The 16,864-nt window shown below is 42.8% G+C and carries 10 protein-coding genes; all 10 read left to right on the top strand.

Annotation, left to right across the window (positions count from 1 at the left end; genetic code table 11):
- The first annotated feature begins 105 nt into the window (after positions 1-105).
- Positions 106-2,241, top strand: coding sequence for an HD-GYP domain-containing protein (locus G608_RS0107735; RefSeq protein ID WP_035795018.1), 2,136 nt, complete (start codon positions 106-108; stop codon positions 2,239-2,241).
- Between the two features lie 18 nt (positions 2,242-2,259).
- Positions 2,260-6,477 (top strand): hybrid sensor histidine kinase/response regulator, encoded by a 4,218-nt coding sequence (locus tag G608_RS20390; protein ID WP_242829355.1) that lies wholly within the window; start codon positions 2,260-2,262, stop codon positions 6,475-6,477.
- A 39-nt stretch (positions 6,478-6,516) separates the two neighbouring features.
- Positions 6,517-7,275: a response regulator gene (locus tag G608_RS0107725; RefSeq protein ID WP_026495552.1), complete on the top strand. Its 759-nt coding sequence runs from the start codon at positions 6,517-6,519 to the stop codon at positions 7,273-7,275.
- Positions 7,276-7,318: 43 nt separating this feature from the next.
- Complete coding sequence (locus G608_RS0107720) at positions 7,319-9,706, top strand: HD domain-containing phosphohydrolase (RefSeq protein WP_026495551.1); 2,388 nt, start codon at positions 7,319-7,321, stop codon at positions 9,704-9,706.
- A gap of 151 nt (positions 9,707-9,857) precedes the next feature.
- Positions 9,858-10,157 carry an ATP-dependent Clp protease adaptor ClpS gene (locus G608_RS0107715; RefSeq protein ID WP_026495550.1) on the top strand — a complete coding sequence of 100 codons (300 nt, stop codon included), beginning with the start codon at positions 9,858-9,860 and terminating at the stop codon, positions 10,155-10,157.
- Position 10,158: 1 nt separating this feature from the next.
- Positions 10,159-12,387, top strand: coding sequence for an AAA family ATPase (locus G608_RS0107710; RefSeq protein ID WP_026495549.1), 2,229 nt, complete (start codon positions 10,159-10,161; stop codon positions 12,385-12,387).
- Positions 12,388-12,439: 52 nt separating this feature from the next.
- A complete protein-coding gene (aat, locus tag G608_RS0107705; protein WP_026495548.1) occupies positions 12,440-13,111 on the top strand; it encodes a leucyl/phenylalanyl-tRNA--protein transferase in 672 nt (223 codons plus the stop codon).
- Positions 13,101-13,763 (top strand): YczE/YyaS/YitT family protein, encoded by a 663-nt coding sequence (locus G608_RS0107700; RefSeq protein ID WP_026495547.1) that lies wholly within the window; start codon positions 13,101-13,103, stop codon positions 13,761-13,763. The genes aat and G608_RS0107700 overlap by 11 nt, the downstream gene beginning before the upstream one ends.
- Before the next feature lie 226 nt (positions 13,764-13,989).
- Positions 13,990-15,285, top strand: coding sequence for a hypothetical protein (locus G608_RS20385; RefSeq protein ID WP_051209002.1), 1,296 nt, complete (start codon positions 13,990-13,992; stop codon positions 15,283-15,285).
- Positions 15,286-15,298: 13 nt separating this feature from the next.
- A complete protein-coding gene (locus G608_RS0107690; protein ID WP_035795016.1) occupies positions 15,299-16,813 on the top strand; it encodes a bifunctional metallophosphatase/5'-nucleotidase in 1,515 nt (504 codons plus the stop codon).
- The last annotated feature ends 51 nt before the right edge of the window (positions 16,814-16,864 follow it).

Here is a 16,864-nt window from a genome sequence, read left to right as displayed (position 1 = left end):
ATTTTTTTTTCATATTTATTTAATAGGAAAAAGGCCGCCAAAATGCTATTATTTACTATATAGTGCTTGTACTATGGGCAAGTATCTTTAGATGAGGGGAAAAGAGTGAAGATAAGCATTTCGCATAAAATAGATAAAAACAGAATATTGCGCGATGCACTTGTGCTGTCCGGAATAGCGGCCAATGTATTACTGGGCTTTATTATGAGCAGCCTTAAACTGCCGCTTTATCTTGATACGACGGGGACCATTTATGTCACTCTGATAGCAGGTCCTTTCTTTGGCATTTTAACAGCGGTTGTGACTAACACTGTTTCTATGTTGTTTAGTCCGACAAACATGTATTTTTCTGTTATAAATGCTCTTATAGCTATTCATACCTCAGTTTTCTCAAGAAAACACTCCTTTAGAAAAGTTAAAGATGTATTTGGTTATATCCTGATGTTAGCGATGATATCGGGCATACTTAGTGTCATTATCCGCAGATTTATCGGGGTGGATACGCAGGACTCTGTGGTTGACAACGCAGCTATTGAGTTTGCTGCAGCAACGGGATTTCCATATTTGCCTGCAGCTATGATGCTTGATGTTTTGGTTAATGTCTTTGATAAAGGTATTTCCCTTGGGTTGGCAGTTTTGGTTATTCGTATTCTTCCGGATGATATTTCTACCAGAATCGCAAACAGTATTGTAAAGCAGCGCGTAATGACTGAAGAGGAAGAAAACAGGATATATAGGTGGAAGGCTGATTCAAAGGGGTCAGTACGATGGAGGGAGAGCAGTAAGCTGCTTCTGACTTCATTTGTACTGGTAATTGCTATGGCCTGGATTGGGCTCACCCTGTATTTTAACAGTGCTAAAAATGACAGAATAGAGGCCGCCAGCGACGCCTGCAGGTTTGCTGCAGAGATAGTCGATCCCGACATGATTGATACATATATGATGGAGGGTGAAAATGCCCCCGGCTATCTGGAAACAAAGGAAATGCTCTACAAGATACGTAATAATTCACTGGGCGTTGATTATCTGTATCTGATAAAAGTAGAGGAGGATGGATGCTATGTAATTTTTGATCTGGATACGGAAACAGAGTATGGCTATGACATAGGAACAAAGCTGCCCTTCAAGGATGAGTTTTTACCATATAAAGACGCTATTCTTGCAGGTGAAGAGATAGCCCCCATAGAATCAAAAAGTGATGAAGGCTGGCTTCTTACTATAGGCTATCCCCTTAAGAATAGTGCAGGGAAGCTGGTCTGCTATATTATCTGCGATGTTTCTCTTGAGTACATGGCGGATTATATGATCGACTTTATCATGAAGATTCTGCTGATAATGGCTGGACTATTTATTCTTATTGTTGCCTTTGAGCTTTGGACCACCAGTATTTACACCACATATCCTCTCAGTGCAATGACATCCTGCGTGGAGGAGTTTGCTGAAGCAGGCGACGATCAGGTGAGCCTTGATAATAATGTGCGAAGAATCAGGTCTCTTAACATTCATACAGGGGATGAGATAGAGAAACTGTATAAGACCATTTGCGACCTGACGTTGAATCAGGCTGAGCAGATGAGAAGCATAAGACATCTGTCGGAATCTACTATGCAGATGCAGGACGGACTTATCATAACAATGGCAGATATGGTCGAGAGTCGTGACTCCGATACCGGCGCCCATGTCCAGAAGACCGCAGCCTATGTAAAGATCATCGTCGAAGGCCTGAAAAGAAAGGGCTATTACGCAGAGAAGATCACACCTAAATTTATTTCTGATGTAGTCAGATCAGCGCCTTTGCATGATGTAGGAAAAATCAATATCTCCGATAAGATCCTGAATAAGCCCGGCAAACTTACTGAAGAAGAGTATGAGATCATGAAAACTCATACTACAGCCGGTAAAGAGATAATAGAAAAGGCGATCAGCACCGTTAAGGGCGGAAGTTACCTGAAGGAAGCCAGAAATATGGCTGCATATCACCATGAGAGATGGGACGGCAATGGGTATCCCGAGGGGCTTCACGGGGAGGTTATCCCACTTTCAGCCAGAATCATGGCTGTTGCCGATGTTTTTGATGCTCTTGCTTCGCCAAGAGTATATAAGCCTGCATATCCGTTAGATAAAGCTATTGAGATCATACAGGAAGGTGCGGGAACACAGTTTGATGCAAAATGCGTGGAAGTATTTATAGAATCGCTTTCTGAAGTAAAAGTTATTCTGAAGAAATACGATCGTATGTAATTTGGAGGTTGCATGTCATTGAAGTATTTTCGATATAAAAACTTCATAAGTACAATTGCAATCCTGTCTGTTTTATCACTGTTATGTCAGTCACAGAGCGTTGCAGCTGCAGAAGATGGCGAAGAAAAGGCGGGTGGCGGTTATGCGATTACCGGTCAGATAACCCAGGAGGGTTATACGGCCGAGATTTATGATGCCTCCAACGGACTTATCACCTCAGATGCCAACTATATTATGGGAGATAGCAACGGATATATTTGGATTGGCGGCTACAGCGGAATCATGAGATATGACGGCACTGAGTTTGAGAGGCTTGATACCTCTGACGGTCTGACCAGTGGTCGTGGCCTTTTTGAGGACAGTAAGGGCAGAATATGGGTAGGAACCAATGATAACGGTGTTGTTGTGATTGATGGTGAGACAAGGACTCACTATACTTACGCAGACGGTATGCCGTCATCTTCAATCAGGATTTTTGCTGAAGACAACGAGGGTAATGTTTTCCTTGGAACTATTGCGGGTGTTGCTTATGTGGACCCGGAGGGACAGCTTCATACCATCGATGATAGCAGGATTAATGAAGAGCGCGTTCTAAAGCTTGATTCGGATTCCAACGGAAGGATATACGGACAGACCAAGAATGGTAAGGTTTTTGCGATAGAGAATTGTAAAATAACAGACGTTTTTACAAGTGATGAGCTGGGAATGGAGCCCATAACCACCATATTGGCTGACCCCCACAGTCCCGGATATATCTACTTCGGTACTGAGAGTAAGTACTTATACTATGGAGCCTTTGGTGATAAAGGACCTACGATGGTAAAGATAGTGATTGCGCCTATTGATAACGTCCATTGGCTTAGCTACGATTGCGACAGAGTATGGGTTTCATCAACAAGCCGCATAGGATATCTTGATACAAAGGCAAAATTTCACGCACTTACCGATCTGCCTATAAACAGCTCCATAGAAATGACTACATCGGATTATCAGGGCAATATCTGGGTTGCTTCATCATCTCAGGGCGCCATGAAAATTGTTGCTAATAATTTCCTTGATCTTGCTGAGGTAGCGGGTATCGAGAAGAATGTTGTAAACGCTACCTGCAGACATTTGGGAAGGTTATATATAGGAACTGATAATGGTCTTTATGTACTAAATAATGACTTCACTCCTCTTTACGATGCGCTGACTGACTATATGACAGGAACCCGCATCAGATCCATCATGGAGGACAGTAAAAAGAATCTGTGGGTAGCAGGCTACAGCAATGATAAGGGGTTAGTATGCTTTGACGTAGACGGCAGAATAACATCATATACAACCAAAGATGGTATGCCCCATGATCAGATAAGGTGTATTTACGAAGCGGCGGATGGAAGCCTGGTTGTAGGCACCAATGGCGGAGTAGCAGTCCTTAAGAACGGTAAGGTAGTTAAGACCTATGGTCAGGAGGAAGGTCTTAAAAATACTATTATTTTAGCAATTATTGTGGAAAATGGCGGCAAGATTTTTGCGGCTACTGATGGTGATGGAATATATGTAATAGATGGTGATACCATTACAAAAATTGGACGCGAGGATGGACTGACCAGTGACGTAATAATGAAGATGATCAAGGACGACGTCAATGGTGTGATCTGGCTTGTTACCTCCAACTCGATCCAGTATTTGAAAGAAGGAGTTACGCATACCGTAACCTCTTTCCCTTATAACAACAACTATGACCTTTATTTTGACAATAATGATTCTGCCTGGGTAATGGCATCTTGTGGAATCTATAAGGTGGATACTAAGGAACTTCTTGATGATGATGTCAAAAATTACAGACTCTATACTATAGCAAATGGTCTACCCTATGCAATAACGGCAAACTCAAACGCCGCTCTTGATAGTGACGGTAATCTTTATATCCCCGGCAGATATGGTGTTATCAGGGTTAACATTGACAATTATTATGAAGAAAGTACTGATATAAAGATTGCAGTGAACTCCGTTTATAACGGTGATACAAGGATTCTTCCGGATGAAAATGGCAGATATGTAATACCGCCATCCGATGAACGTATCAGAATCCATACGGCTGTAATGGATTATACAACCTTGAATCCCACTGTAAAACTGTTTTTTGAAGGCCGTGAGGAGTCAGGAATCACATTGAAAAGAAGTGAGCTTACGCCTCTTGAATATACCGGTTTGTCCTATGGTGATTATCATCTTCATATTCAGGTACTTGGAAGTAATGATGAGGACGTCATTATTGATGAAGTTTTTGAAATAGTGAAAAAGCCAAGACTGAGAGAACTTTTGGTGTTCAGATTGTTTATGGCGTTGCTCGTGGCAATTACTGCAGGCTTTGTAGTATATAGAATAATGAAGTCTACCATCATCACAAGGCAGTATGATGAGATTAAGCAGGCCAGAGATGAGGCGCAGAGAGCCAATACCGCCAAAACAAGGTTCCTTGCCAATATTTCTCATGAGATCAGAACACCCATAAACACTATAATGGGTATGGACGAGATGATCATGAGAGAGGATCCGACAGATGTACCAAAGAGTTACTTCCTGTCCATGATAAATTATGCCTATGATATACGTAATGCTTCAGAATCTCTGCTTGGACTGATCAATAACCTTCTTGATATGTCTAAGATAGAATCCGGCAAAATGCACGCTGTAGAGATAGAATATGATGTTCAGGATATGCTGAGGTCAATTGTATCCATGGTCAGAGTAAGAAGTACCCAGAAAGAGCTGACCTTTGATGTCGTGGTGGACGAGATGCTGCCCAAGAAACTTTATGGCGATTCGGAAAAGATAAAGCAGATAGTCATTAATCTTTTGACTAATGCAGTAAAGTACACGGATTATGGCGGCTTTGTACTTAATGTAACAATGCTCAGAAGAGAAGATGATACTTGTAAGGTGGCCTTTTCCGTAAAAGATACCGGTATGGGTATCAAGGAAGAGGATATGCCCAGGATTTTTACTGCTTATGAGAGACTTGATGAAGAGAAAAACAGTGGAATACAGGGAACAGGTCTGGGACTTGATATATCAAGACGTTTTGCTGAGCTTATGCACGGAACTCTCACCTGCGAAAGTGTATACGGTGAGGGATCTGAATTTACGCTGACTGTAGACCAGAAGATAGTAGATGAAACACCTCTCGGAAACTTCGTAGAGCATGAAGAACATGCGGTGGATGGACCTTATGTGCCTAAGTTCGTTGCGCCGGATGCGGATATTCTTGTGGTGGACGATAATCCCATGAACCTGAACGTCATCCAAAGGCTTCTTAAGGCGACAAAGGTATTTGTAACTACGGCTTCCAGCGGAGAGGAATGTCTTGATAAGATTGCTGAAAACAAGTTTAACGTGGTATTCCTTGATCATATGATGCCGGGAATGGACGGCGTTGAGACCCTTGCAAGGATTAGGGAGAGATATAAGGATCTGCCTGTTTATGCGCTTACCGCCAATGCAGCTCTCGGAGAGAAGTATTATACGGACAAAGGCTTTAACGGTTATCTGGCAAAACCTGTGGACAGTAGGGCTTTGGAAGAGACCATCATGCGACATCTTCCCGAGGAGATAATGCAGAAGGCAGAAGCTGCAGATGCTGTGGAAGATCTTAAGGAGCTTCCGGAGAATATGCTTTGGATCAATGATGTCCATGAGATTTCCGTCGATGAAGGTATTAAAAACTCAGGTGGTATTTCAAGCTTTATCATTTCATTGCAGCTTTTCCTTGAGACCATTGATGCCAATTCCAAGGTTATTCAGGATGCTTACAACGGTGGCAATATAAGGCTTTATACGATCAAGGTTCATGCACTTAAGAGTTCTGCAAGAATCATTGGTGCGGTAGAGCTGGCCAAGATGGCGGCAAGTCTTGAGGATGCAGGAAATCATGAGGATGTGGAGTTTATTGATGCCCATACCGATAAATTCATGGCTGACTATTTGTCCTTTAAGGAAAAGCTCTCAAAACTTACCGTCGAAGATGAACAGGATGACAGCAAGGAGCCTATACCTGAGGATGAGCTCAAGGATGCTTATGATGCCCTTGCAGATGTGGTTCCGCAGATGGATTATGATGCTGTTGAGATGATAATAGGGCAGCTTAAGAATTATAAGCTGTCACCTGAGGATGAAAAGAAGATAAGCGAACTGGAAAAGCTCCTCAGGACCTTTGACTGGGATGCTATGGAAGAATTACTTTCCTTATAAAACTTGATATTATACCTAGAATTAGAGAGGGAAAAGACGATGGCTGCAAACAAGATGATAGTTATCGGAGAAAAGGAATCATTTATAGTACGTGTGCTTATTCAAAAAGCGCAGGGCGCAGACTGCGATACGGAGTTTGTTCATCTGAGTGTGGATGACATTAACGCCAAGATACAGGATGTGTCGCTCATTACACTTTATCTGGATGATAACACGATGCCTCACGAGGATGTCCTTCATTATCTGACGGATATTATGGATGAGAGAAATCTTCAGATGATACTTATCGGCGAACAGATCGATATAGAGCAGATTCGGAAGCACCTGCCGGAAGAACTGATCTATGAGACCTTCTGCAGACCTGTGGATAATGAGAAGTTTGCAAGAACGGTGTCGGAATATTTTTCAAAGATGGCTTCCGGTGATTTTAAAAAGAGCATTCTTATAGTGGATGATGATCCTCAGTATCTGACACTTGTTAGGGAATGGCTTAAGGGAATCTACAAGGTATCCATGGCTAATTCAGGACTCAGAGCCATCAAGTGGCTTGCCAAGAATAAAGTTGATCTTATTTTGCTGGATCATGAAATGCCGGTTACTACCGGACCACAGGTTCTTGAGATGCTTCGAAGTGACCCGGAGACAAGAAATATTCCGGTTATGTTCCTTACAGGTAAAGGCGATAAGGAAAGTGTTATGAAGGTTGTTGCCCTGAAACCTGAAGGGTACTTCCTTAAAAACATCGATAGAGCAGAGCTTATAGAGAAGCTGCAGGAGTTTTTCATTCTGCACAGATAATTATAGAAGAGTTGTAACTGTTAACCGAAGGAGAAGCCGGTAGATGTTTGATTTTATAAGAGCAAATCAAATGGATATTATGCTTGCATTATGTGCCATGTGTATGATGATGGCACTTCTGCTTGGCATTACCAGATTTTTGCCCCGGAGAAGGAAATGGATTCTTATAGGCATGGAACTGGTAGCTACATTTTTACTCTTTTTTGACAGACAGGCATATTTGTATTCCGGAAATCCAAGCAGAATCGCATTTTATATGGTAAGAATATCCAACTTCATGGTATTTTTCCTGACTTCAGGTATAGTCTTCACGTTTAATCTATATCTTATAGATCTTCTCAGTAATGAAGGAAAAGTCACAAATACGCCCAGAAGGCTTATTTTTACCGGCGTTGCATCTATTCTTGGTATGCTTTTGGTTGTATTATCCCAGTTTACAGGGCTCTACTATTATTTTGATGAAACCAACAAATACCACAGAGGCCCGGGATTCCTTATCTGTTACCTTATCCCCGTAGTGGGGCCGATTGTGCAGTATACAGTTGCTTTTCAGCATAGAAGAAAGTTCAGTAAATTTATCAACGCAGCTCTGTTTTTGTATATTTTTGTACCGATAGCTGTAGGAATTCTGCAGATTTTTACGTATGGAATTTCCATTGTTAATATGTCGATGGTGCTGGTTTCCATATCTCTTTACATCTTTTCATATTTGGACGTTAACGATGAGGTTTTGCGGGTTCACAGGATGGAGATGGAGAATCTGCAGAATGATAAAAAGAGTATGAGGCGCCTCTTTGATCAGACGGCTACTGCATTCATTACTGCAGTAGAAAAAAAGGATGATTATTCCCGTGGACATTCCACCCGTGTGGCAAGTATTTCAAGGAAAATTGCAGAGGCTGCAGGAAAAACTGAGGAAGAGTGCGATGAGATATATTATGCTGCATTGCTTCACGACGTAGGTATGATCGGCCTTCCTGACAGTGTTATAGGTAAGGATGATGATCTGACGGAGGAAGAATATGAAATCGTTAAGAATAAGCCTGTCGTCAGCGGAGAGATACTTTCAAATATTACGGAGTATCCGTATCTTAGTATTGCAGCCAGATATTGTAATGAAAAATATGACGGATCCGGCTATCCAGAGGGACTAAAGGGCGATGAAATTCCAGAGATGTCGAGAATAATAGCGATTGCCGATGCCTATGCAGCCATGAGATCCAAGAAAAGATACAGAGATCAGCTGCCAAAGCCCATTATAAGAGAAGAGTTTATCAGAGGAGGCGGTATTCAGTTTGATCCCTACTACACGGATATTATGGTCAGAATCCTTGATGCTGACGCCAATGAGTATGGTCAGGGTGAGAGAATACCTGTAGAAAAAGAGATCAGATGTGATAACTACAGAGGTTCCATTACAAGAGGCATATCAATCGAAGATCATGTAAAAAAGGTAAATTTCGATTGTCTGTCTACAGTTGCCACAAACGAAAAAGATTTCAGCGGACCTGCCATAATCCTGTTTGATTCTTTTGATGAGACGGTTCACAAGACTGAGAAGGGTATAGCCGCATATCATTATGTTGAATACGGTGAAGTGTGGTTTGATGGTCACTATGTTTCCACAACCGTAAGAAACATGGAGGTCAATGTAAGTGATAAGTCCAAGGCTGATGCTGAGCCTTATAAGGATTCCGAGATCAAAGAAGAGAAATACAATATAACTTCCTACAGATATCAGGATCATATTAAGGTCATTCTTGAAAGTAGAAGCAAGATTGTTGAGGTAGTAGCAGCATTGCCTGATAAATCGAAGTCAGCATATATAGGGCTTACAGGTGAGAACTGTTATATAAAGAACATTACTATAGAAGATACGGCTGAAGTGGTTCATGAGGGAGAGATCCCCAGAATAGCAGATGACGTATATTTTACAGACAGAATTGAGTCGGATATCCCCAACATTCAGGTAGACAGGACGCGCTCTGCATATACAAAGGGCATTCCTGTAAGAGATTATCTGACCATTATGTTCCATTCTCTCAGTCTGCCATCCTCTACACTTATCTGGCATTGTCCTTATATAGTGCTTTATTCATCTGAGGATAAGGAAGTTGGCGGCAAAGACTACTGTGAATATGCTATGGTTAAGCTAAACGGCGAAAGTGATGTACCTAACGAATATGCCACCAATAAGTTTGTAGTTGAAAAAACAAGTGATTTTACGAATTGGGATGATTTCAGAAAAGCATGTAAGGCAGGTATAGAATGTGAAGTTCAGGTCAGCAAAAAAGGAAATCGCGTCTCAATAAAATCTGAAACACTTGGCATAGCATTAGAGAACATCACTACGATAAATGATCCACCGGCTGAGGTTTATGTGGCTCTTACCGGAGATCAGGTAGCACTGACGGATATCAGAATAAGATGACTTCTTAAATGAAATTACAGAAATCCGCACTTGCTGCGGGTTTCGTGAGATTATGATTCATGATTTGTCAGATGTGAAGGTATATGTATAATTATATTAGTATTAAAGCCGGATTTTCATAAGTCCGGCTTTTTATGGAGGAATAATTGATATGGCTACCCAGGGACAGGCAAAAGAGCGGACAAAGAGCATGATAAAAGAACCCAGGCAGTTTAACGTCATCATGTACAATGACGATTTCACCACCATGGAGTTTGTTGTGGATGTGCTGGTTGATATTTTTCATAAGGATGAGGTGACAGCGCAGTCCATTATGCTGAATGTACATAAAAAGGGGCAGGCAGTTGTAGGGAAATACCCCTATGATATCGCATCCACCAAGGTGAATGCGGCACTGCTGCGGGCAAAACAGGAAGGATATCCTTTCCGCATGAGTGTGGAGGAGGCATGATATGAATCTGTCAAAAGAGGCTATGGAGGCTATCCAGAAAGCCATAGCATTGGCCAGCGAGAATAATTATGAATATGTTACACCGGAGATGGTGCTGCTGATGATATTGGATGCCCCCTCTTTTTCAGAGGCTTACGAGTCATGCGGCGGAGATATTGTTGCACTTAGTAAGAATCTGATGTCATACGTTAAGAAATATATTGATAAAACAAGTGGCCGTGAGCCGGAATTATCAATTGCCACACAGCAGATGGTGAATTTTGCCGGACAAAGCGCCTTTTCAAGTGGGTGCAGCCAGATACATATAAGACATCTGATACATGCGATCTGGAATCTTGATAACAGCTACGCTGTCTATTATATGGAACAGGATGGGCTCACAGAGGCAGATCTTTTGCAGGAGCTGTCCTATATTGAGGATGAGAATAATATAGAGGGCGGAAGTGCCACTACAGGGAATCCGGAGAAGCAGGAAGATACCGGAAATCTCAAGCTATTTGCACCATGTCTCAATGAGACTTTGGAGGACGTAAACCCCCTTATCGGCAGAAAAGAGGAGCTTGAGCGCACCATACAGATACTTTGCAGGAAGGATAAGAACAATCCCCTTCATATCGGCGAGCCCGGAGTCGGTAAGACAGCCATAACCTACGGTCTGGTGGAGCTTCTTAGAAAGGACGAGGTACCGGATGCCATTAAGGGTGCCAAGGTATATGCGCTGGATCTTGGCGGAATGCTGGCCGGAACCCAGTACAGGGGCGATTTTGAAAAGCGCTTTAAAAAGGTACTCTCTGAAATTGGCAAAGAAGAAAAGCCAATTATTTACATAGATGAGATACACAATCTCTCAGGCGCCGGAGCCGTCGGAGAGGGCTCTTTTGATGCTTCCAACATGTTAAAGCCCTATCTTGCAGATGGGCATATCAGATTTATCGGCGCAACCACCTATGAAGAGTACAAGAAGTATTTTGAGAAAAATAAGAGCTTAGTGCGACGTTTTCAGAATGTGGAAATCAAGGAACCCACAGAGGACGAGAGCATTGAGATATTGCAGGGACTCAAGGAAAAATACGAGGAATATCATGGCGTTAAATATGATGATGAGGTGCTTTCCTACGCGGTGAAAATGAGTGCTAAGTATATTAACGAGAGATATCTTCCCGATAAGGCAATAGATATCATCGATGAAGCAGGCTCTTTCAGAAAGCTTCATCCTACAGGCAAGAAGGTCAATACGGTTGACAAAGAAGTTATAAACGAAATACTGACAAAAATATGTCGCGTGCCTATCGAGACTGTGGAAACGGATGATATTACAGGGCTTTCAACCTTAGAGGACAGACTGAAGGGCAAAATTTTCGGTCAGGACGAGGCTATCAGCCAGGTTGTAAATGCAGTTAAATTTTCAAAAGCCGGGCTTTCAGAAGAGAATAAACCTCTTGCAAGTCTTCTTTTCGTGGGACCTACCGGCGTTGGTAAGACAGAGATTGCAAGGCGCCTTGCAGAAGAGCTTGGAGTAAAGCTGGTGAGATTTGATATGAGTGAATACGGTGAAAAGCACGCCGTTGCCAAGCTCATTGGTTCACCTGCAGGTTACGTGGGCTATGAGGAAGGCGGAATACTTACTGAAGCTATCAGGAAACATCCCTCATCGGTACTGCTTCTTGACGAGATAGAGAAAGCACACCCGGATATTTTCAATGTGCTCTTACAGGTTATGGATTATGCCACACTCACAGACAATCAGGGCAGAAAAGCGGATTTCAGGAATGTGGTAGTGATCATGACATCAAATGCAGGAGCTAACCGTCTTGGCAAGAGCGGAATCGGCTTTGTCAGTGAGGGCCACGATGACAGTGTTCTTATGGAAGAGGTTAAGAGAGTGTTTCAGCCTGAGTTTAGGAACAGACTCAGTAAAATCGTATCCTTCAACAGCATGGATGAGCAGATGGCAGAGCTGGTTGTGGAGAAGAAGCTCTCTGAGCTTAAGGATCAGCTCACAGCAAAGAAGATAAGCTTTAGTGCAGATAAAAAGGCCAGAAATCTTATTAAAAAGCGCGGTATCAGTCAGGAGTTTGGCGCAAGAGAGGTCGACCGCGTGATCAGAAATGATATTAAGCCGCTGTTTGTGGATGAGATTCTTTTTGGAAAGCTCAAAAACGGCGGAAAAATCTCCCTTACGGTTAAGGATGGTGAGTTTGTCACCACAGCCGGCGGAAAGGGCAAGTGATTTGAGTTTTGACCGTTTTATCAGGCTTTGCGGTTAAGGCGGTGGGATATATATGGCAGTTTATAAGTTAGATGATAAAGAAATATATTTTCCTAATCCTGTGCTTGCGGATGATGACGGACTTTTAGCTATTGGCGGTGATCTGTCGGTGGAAAGGCTGGTTCTTGCCTACAGTAACGGCATTTTTCCCTGGTATAACGAGGGCGAGCCTATTTTATGGTGGGCCCCGAAGGAGCGATTCATCATAAAGCCCGGGGAGGTTCATGTTTCACACTCCATGCGGAAGTTTTTCAAAAAGCATGAAACCCATATCGTTATAAACCGGGATTTTGCCGATACCATGCACAGATGCAGGCTAAAGAGAGAAGATAACGTGGGTACATGGATAACGGATGATATGGAAAAGGCCTACGGTCAGATGGCAGAAAAAGGCCTTGCTCTTAGCGTTGAAGCCTACGTTGACGACCAGCTTGCAGGCGGTCTCTACGGAGTGAGCCTTGGCAAATGCTTTTTTGGAGAGAGTATGTTTTCCGACCTTCCAAATGGCTCTAAGATTGCGCTGATTATCCTGTCAAAGGTGCTTTTCCAGAATAATTATGTGATGATCGACTGCCAGTTTGAGACAGAGCATCTTAAGAGTATGGGCGGTTTCACCATCAGTTTTGATGAGTATCGAAAGCTTTTGGATCAAGGACTATACGAGAGGAACGAAAATGAAAGATAAGAAATTGGTAAAAAGAACCTGTATGACGCTTTTTGGCGTAATTATTTGTGCTATAAGCGTTGGAATATTTAAAATAGCGGCTCTTGGCGTTGATCCCTTCCAGTCCTTTATGGCGGGACTTGATCTGGTGGTGCCTATCAGCTTTGGAACACTTTATGTGATAACCAACGCTGTTTTGCTGACATTTGCCTTGATTTTTGACAGGCATTACATCGGTATCGCTACTTTTATAAACCTGTTTTTGCTTGGATATATCACTCAGTTTACCTATGAGTTTTTGCAGACAGTGATAGTTAATCCATCTATCATAGTGCGGGTTTGCTGCCTTGTAGTGGGCGTAGTCATCATCTGCTTTGGCTCTGCGTTCTATATGACAGCAGATCTTGGTGTATCTACCTATGACGCTATTGCGCTTATTATCTGCAACACCTGGAAAAAGGGCAAGTTCCAGTATGTCAGGATTATCACAGATCTTGTGTGCGTCATCCTGGGAGTGGTTTTGTTTCTTATATCCGGTGGAAAAGTCATGAGTATCCCTACAATTGCCGGAATCGGAACCATCATTACCGCATTTTTCATGGGACCTCTTATCGAGTTTTTCAACGTACACGTTGCACGTCCCATACTGGCAGGTACCCGTCCGCAGAAGTAACAGAATACCCACAATTTCTTTTGAATCTACAGATGTTTTAGAACAACAATAATCAGTCAAAATTCGTAAAACACAAACGAAAAAAGGTCGAAAAATTTGTGAAAAATTAATTCTCAAAACGCCTTTTGTTTGTGTTTTTTTATTTCAAATATTGCTAAAATGGTATTGCTACACGGAAAATTTATCGTTTTGAAGACGTCTACCATTGTATATCAGGAGGGGGATTATGGCAGATATACTGAACTTTAAGTGTCCTTGTTGTGGGGCTAAGCTCACTTTTAGCGGTAAAACAGAGCAGATGACCTGTGAGTTCTGTGAGGCCAGCTTTACCATGGAGCAGGCAAAGGCAGCACAGGAGGCAGAGGCTGAGGATGCAGCTTCTTCAAGCATGACCTGGACTACCACAGAGCAGCTTCTTATTACTGATGAAAGCGGCAAGGTTGCGGGCTACAGATGTCCTTCCTGCAGTGCGGAGATGGTGGCCGATGAGCATACCGCTGCCACAGAATGCCCCTATTGCGGAAATCAGGCGATAATTCCCGATTCCTTTGCAGGAATGTATCAGCCGGATTATGTGGTTCCCTTTGCTGTGGATAAAGAGAAGGCAAAGGCGCAGCTTAAGGAATTCGTCAAAGGGAAAAAGCTTCTTCCCAAGTCATTCACAGCGAATAACAGAATAGATTCTATTACGGGCCTGTATGTCCCGTTCTGGCTTTACAGTTGCAAGGCTGATGGCTCTGTGACTTTTGAAGGCGTCAAGACAACTACCAGACAAGACAGTAATTATACATATGAAAAGAAGGATTTCTACCGTGTAAAAAGAAGCGGAGAGATGGAATTCGAGAAGATTCCTGTGGATGCCTCCAGTAAAATGGATGCCACTGTCATGGAGTCCTTAGAGCCCTATGACATGGCCAAGGCCGTTAAGTATGATGCGGCATATTTTAGCGGATATCTGGCAGACAGATATGATAAAGAGGAGAAAGATGCCCAGCCAAGAGCCAATGAGCGCGTCATGAATACCTTCAGGGACAAGATGCGGGAGCAGGTAATCGGCTACGATACAGTGGAATCCAAGGCTGAGAGCATCAATTTGTCCAATGCTAAGGCGGAATACGCCATGCTTCCCGTGTGGATGATGACCACCAAGTATGAAGGCAATTCCTACACCTTTGGAATCAACGGCCAGAGTGGCAGAATGGTGGGCTCACTTCCTGTGGATAAGGGTCTGTACTGGCAAAAACTGATCATTGGAACAGTGATTTCCTTCATTATAATCATGCTTGGAATCATGTTCTTTGGTGAAAACGGCATGACCTTCAAGGCTGGGATAATCGACCTTGTTGTGTCGGCAATCATAGGTTTTATCTATGTTTCCATTCTTAAATCCGGAATGAGCAACGTACATCAAAACCGCGCGGCAACTAAATATATGAAGGATTCCACCTATAAAAAGGGCAAACCTTACGATATCTTCATGTATAGCAAAACAGAGAAGACGCCGAAGCCGAAAAAGGCTTAATGGGGGATAAAATATGAAGCAAAAGGAGAAGAAACCGGATAAACATCTAAAAAAACTGACACTTTTACATTCCAATGATATGCACGGTGATTTTTTGGCTGAAGAGGTTGATAAGGACCTGGTGGGAGGCGTGTCCCTTTTATCAGGCTATGTCAGCAAAGTGCGCCATGAAGAAGAAAATGTTTTATATGCCATTGCCGGGGATATGTTTAGGGGATCGGTAATAGATTCTGAATTTCACGGAATATCGACAATACAGATAATGAACATGCTGGCCCCGGATATCGTGACTGTGGGAAATCATGAGGTGGATTACGGCGTAGCACACCTTCTTTTTCTGGAAAAATGTGCCGAATTTCCGATAATAAACGCGAACCTTCATATAAAAACCAATAACGCGAGACTCTTCGAGCCATGCAAAGTTATTGAGATTGGCGGAATGAAGATTCTTTTCATCGGTATCATTACAGAAGTAGCACTTATGCAGGTTAAGGCGGATAAGCTCATCGGAACCTTTGTAACTCTGAACGAAGCTGCGGAGGAGATAGGGCGAATCTGTGATACCTATAATGCCATGGATATAGATTTTACGGTACTTCTTACCCATATTGGCTTTGAGGAGGATCAGAAGCTTGCTGAGATGCTTGACCCTGCCTGGGGCGTTGATGTGATCATCGGAGGTCACTCACATACCTTTATAGAGGAGCCTGCGGTAGTAAATGGAATCCCGATTGTACAAGCGGGTACCGGTACTGACCAGATTGGTCGATTTGATATCCTGATTGATACGGATAACAATTGTATAAACAGCTACAGCTGGAAAGCGATTCCCATAAACGAGTCTACCTGCCCCAAGGATCCCGGCATCGAGGAGATCATAAATAACTATAAACACAGTACAGATGAAAAATATGGCAGGATCATCACAAAATTTGTACGCCAGTTGACACATCCGTCAAGAATCAAAGAAACAGAGCTGGGAGACCTTTACGCGGATGCACTATGCGAAACTTTAGGTCTCGACATGTTTTTCCTGGGGTCTGGTTCCATTCGTACAGAGAAATTGGGGCCTGTGGTGACTAAGAAGGATTTGGATGAGAACTTCCCTTATGACGATAGTGTCTTTGCGACATATTGGACAGGAGCACAGATTAAGCATGGACTTTTAAGAGTTCTGAGAGACGAGGCTCTCGAAGGGGCTCACACGGAGTTTTATCAGCTCTCCGAGGGGTTTGAAGTGGAGTATGACCAGAAGAGTCATTCGTTCCTCAAGTTCAATTTCCAGGGAGCTCCCATTGATGAGAATAAGGTTTATTCTGTAGGCTTGCAGCAATTCCACTATACCAATGTGAAGGATTCCTTCGATTTAGAGCTGGAGGAGCTTGATAAGAATAAGAAATCAAGGCAAATCTGTACCTCCTGCGCAGGTGTTATTGAGGAAGTATTGCAGAAAGGCCAGCACCAGGACGCCTATGGAACAGGCAGACTTATCATACACCTTGCAGACGGAACAGTGACAGGTGTGTGATTTTTGGCGCATTTTCCGCAATAAAGGTATATACTGATTGAAGTAGACTAA

The sequence above is a fragment of the Butyrivibrio sp. WCD3002 genome (assembly GCF_000424265.1).
Taxonomy (GTDB): domain Bacteria; phylum Bacillota; class Clostridia; order Lachnospirales; family Lachnospiraceae; genus Butyrivibrio.
Note: the sequence above shows the minus strand (reverse complement) of the source record. Positions and strands in the feature narration are given on the sequence as shown.

What these genes read in the sequence shown, in the direction of transcription:
- G608_RS0107725 (WP_026495552.1), top strand. Translation starts at nt 6,517, where the DNA reads ATGGCTGCAAACAAGATGATAGTTATCGGAGAAAAGGAATCATTTATA.
- G608_RS0107720 (WP_026495551.1), top strand. Translation starts at nt 7,319, where the DNA reads ATGTTTGATTTTATAAGAGCAAATCAAATGGATATTATGCTTGCATTA.
- G608_RS0107715 (WP_026495550.1), top strand. Translation starts at nt 9,858, where the DNA reads ATGGCTACCCAGGGACAGGCAAAAGAGCGGACAAAGAGCATGATAAAA.
- G608_RS0107710 (WP_026495549.1), top strand. Translation starts at nt 10,159, where the DNA reads ATGAATCTGTCAAAAGAGGCTATGGAGGCTATCCAGAAAGCCATAGCA.
- aat (WP_026495548.1), top strand. Translation starts at nt 12,440, where the DNA reads ATGGCAGTTTATAAGTTAGATGATAAAGAAATATATTTTCCTAATCCT.
- G608_RS0107700 (WP_026495547.1), top strand. Translation starts at nt 13,101, where the DNA reads ATGAAAGATAAGAAATTGGTAAAAAGAACCTGTATGACGCTTTTTGGC.
- G608_RS20385 (WP_051209002.1), top strand. Translation starts at nt 13,990, where the DNA reads ATGGCAGATATACTGAACTTTAAGTGTCCTTGTTGTGGGGCTAAGCTC.
- G608_RS0107690 (WP_035795016.1), top strand. Translation starts at nt 15,299, where the DNA reads ATGAAGCAAAAGGAGAAGAAACCGGATAAACATCTAAAAAAACTGACA.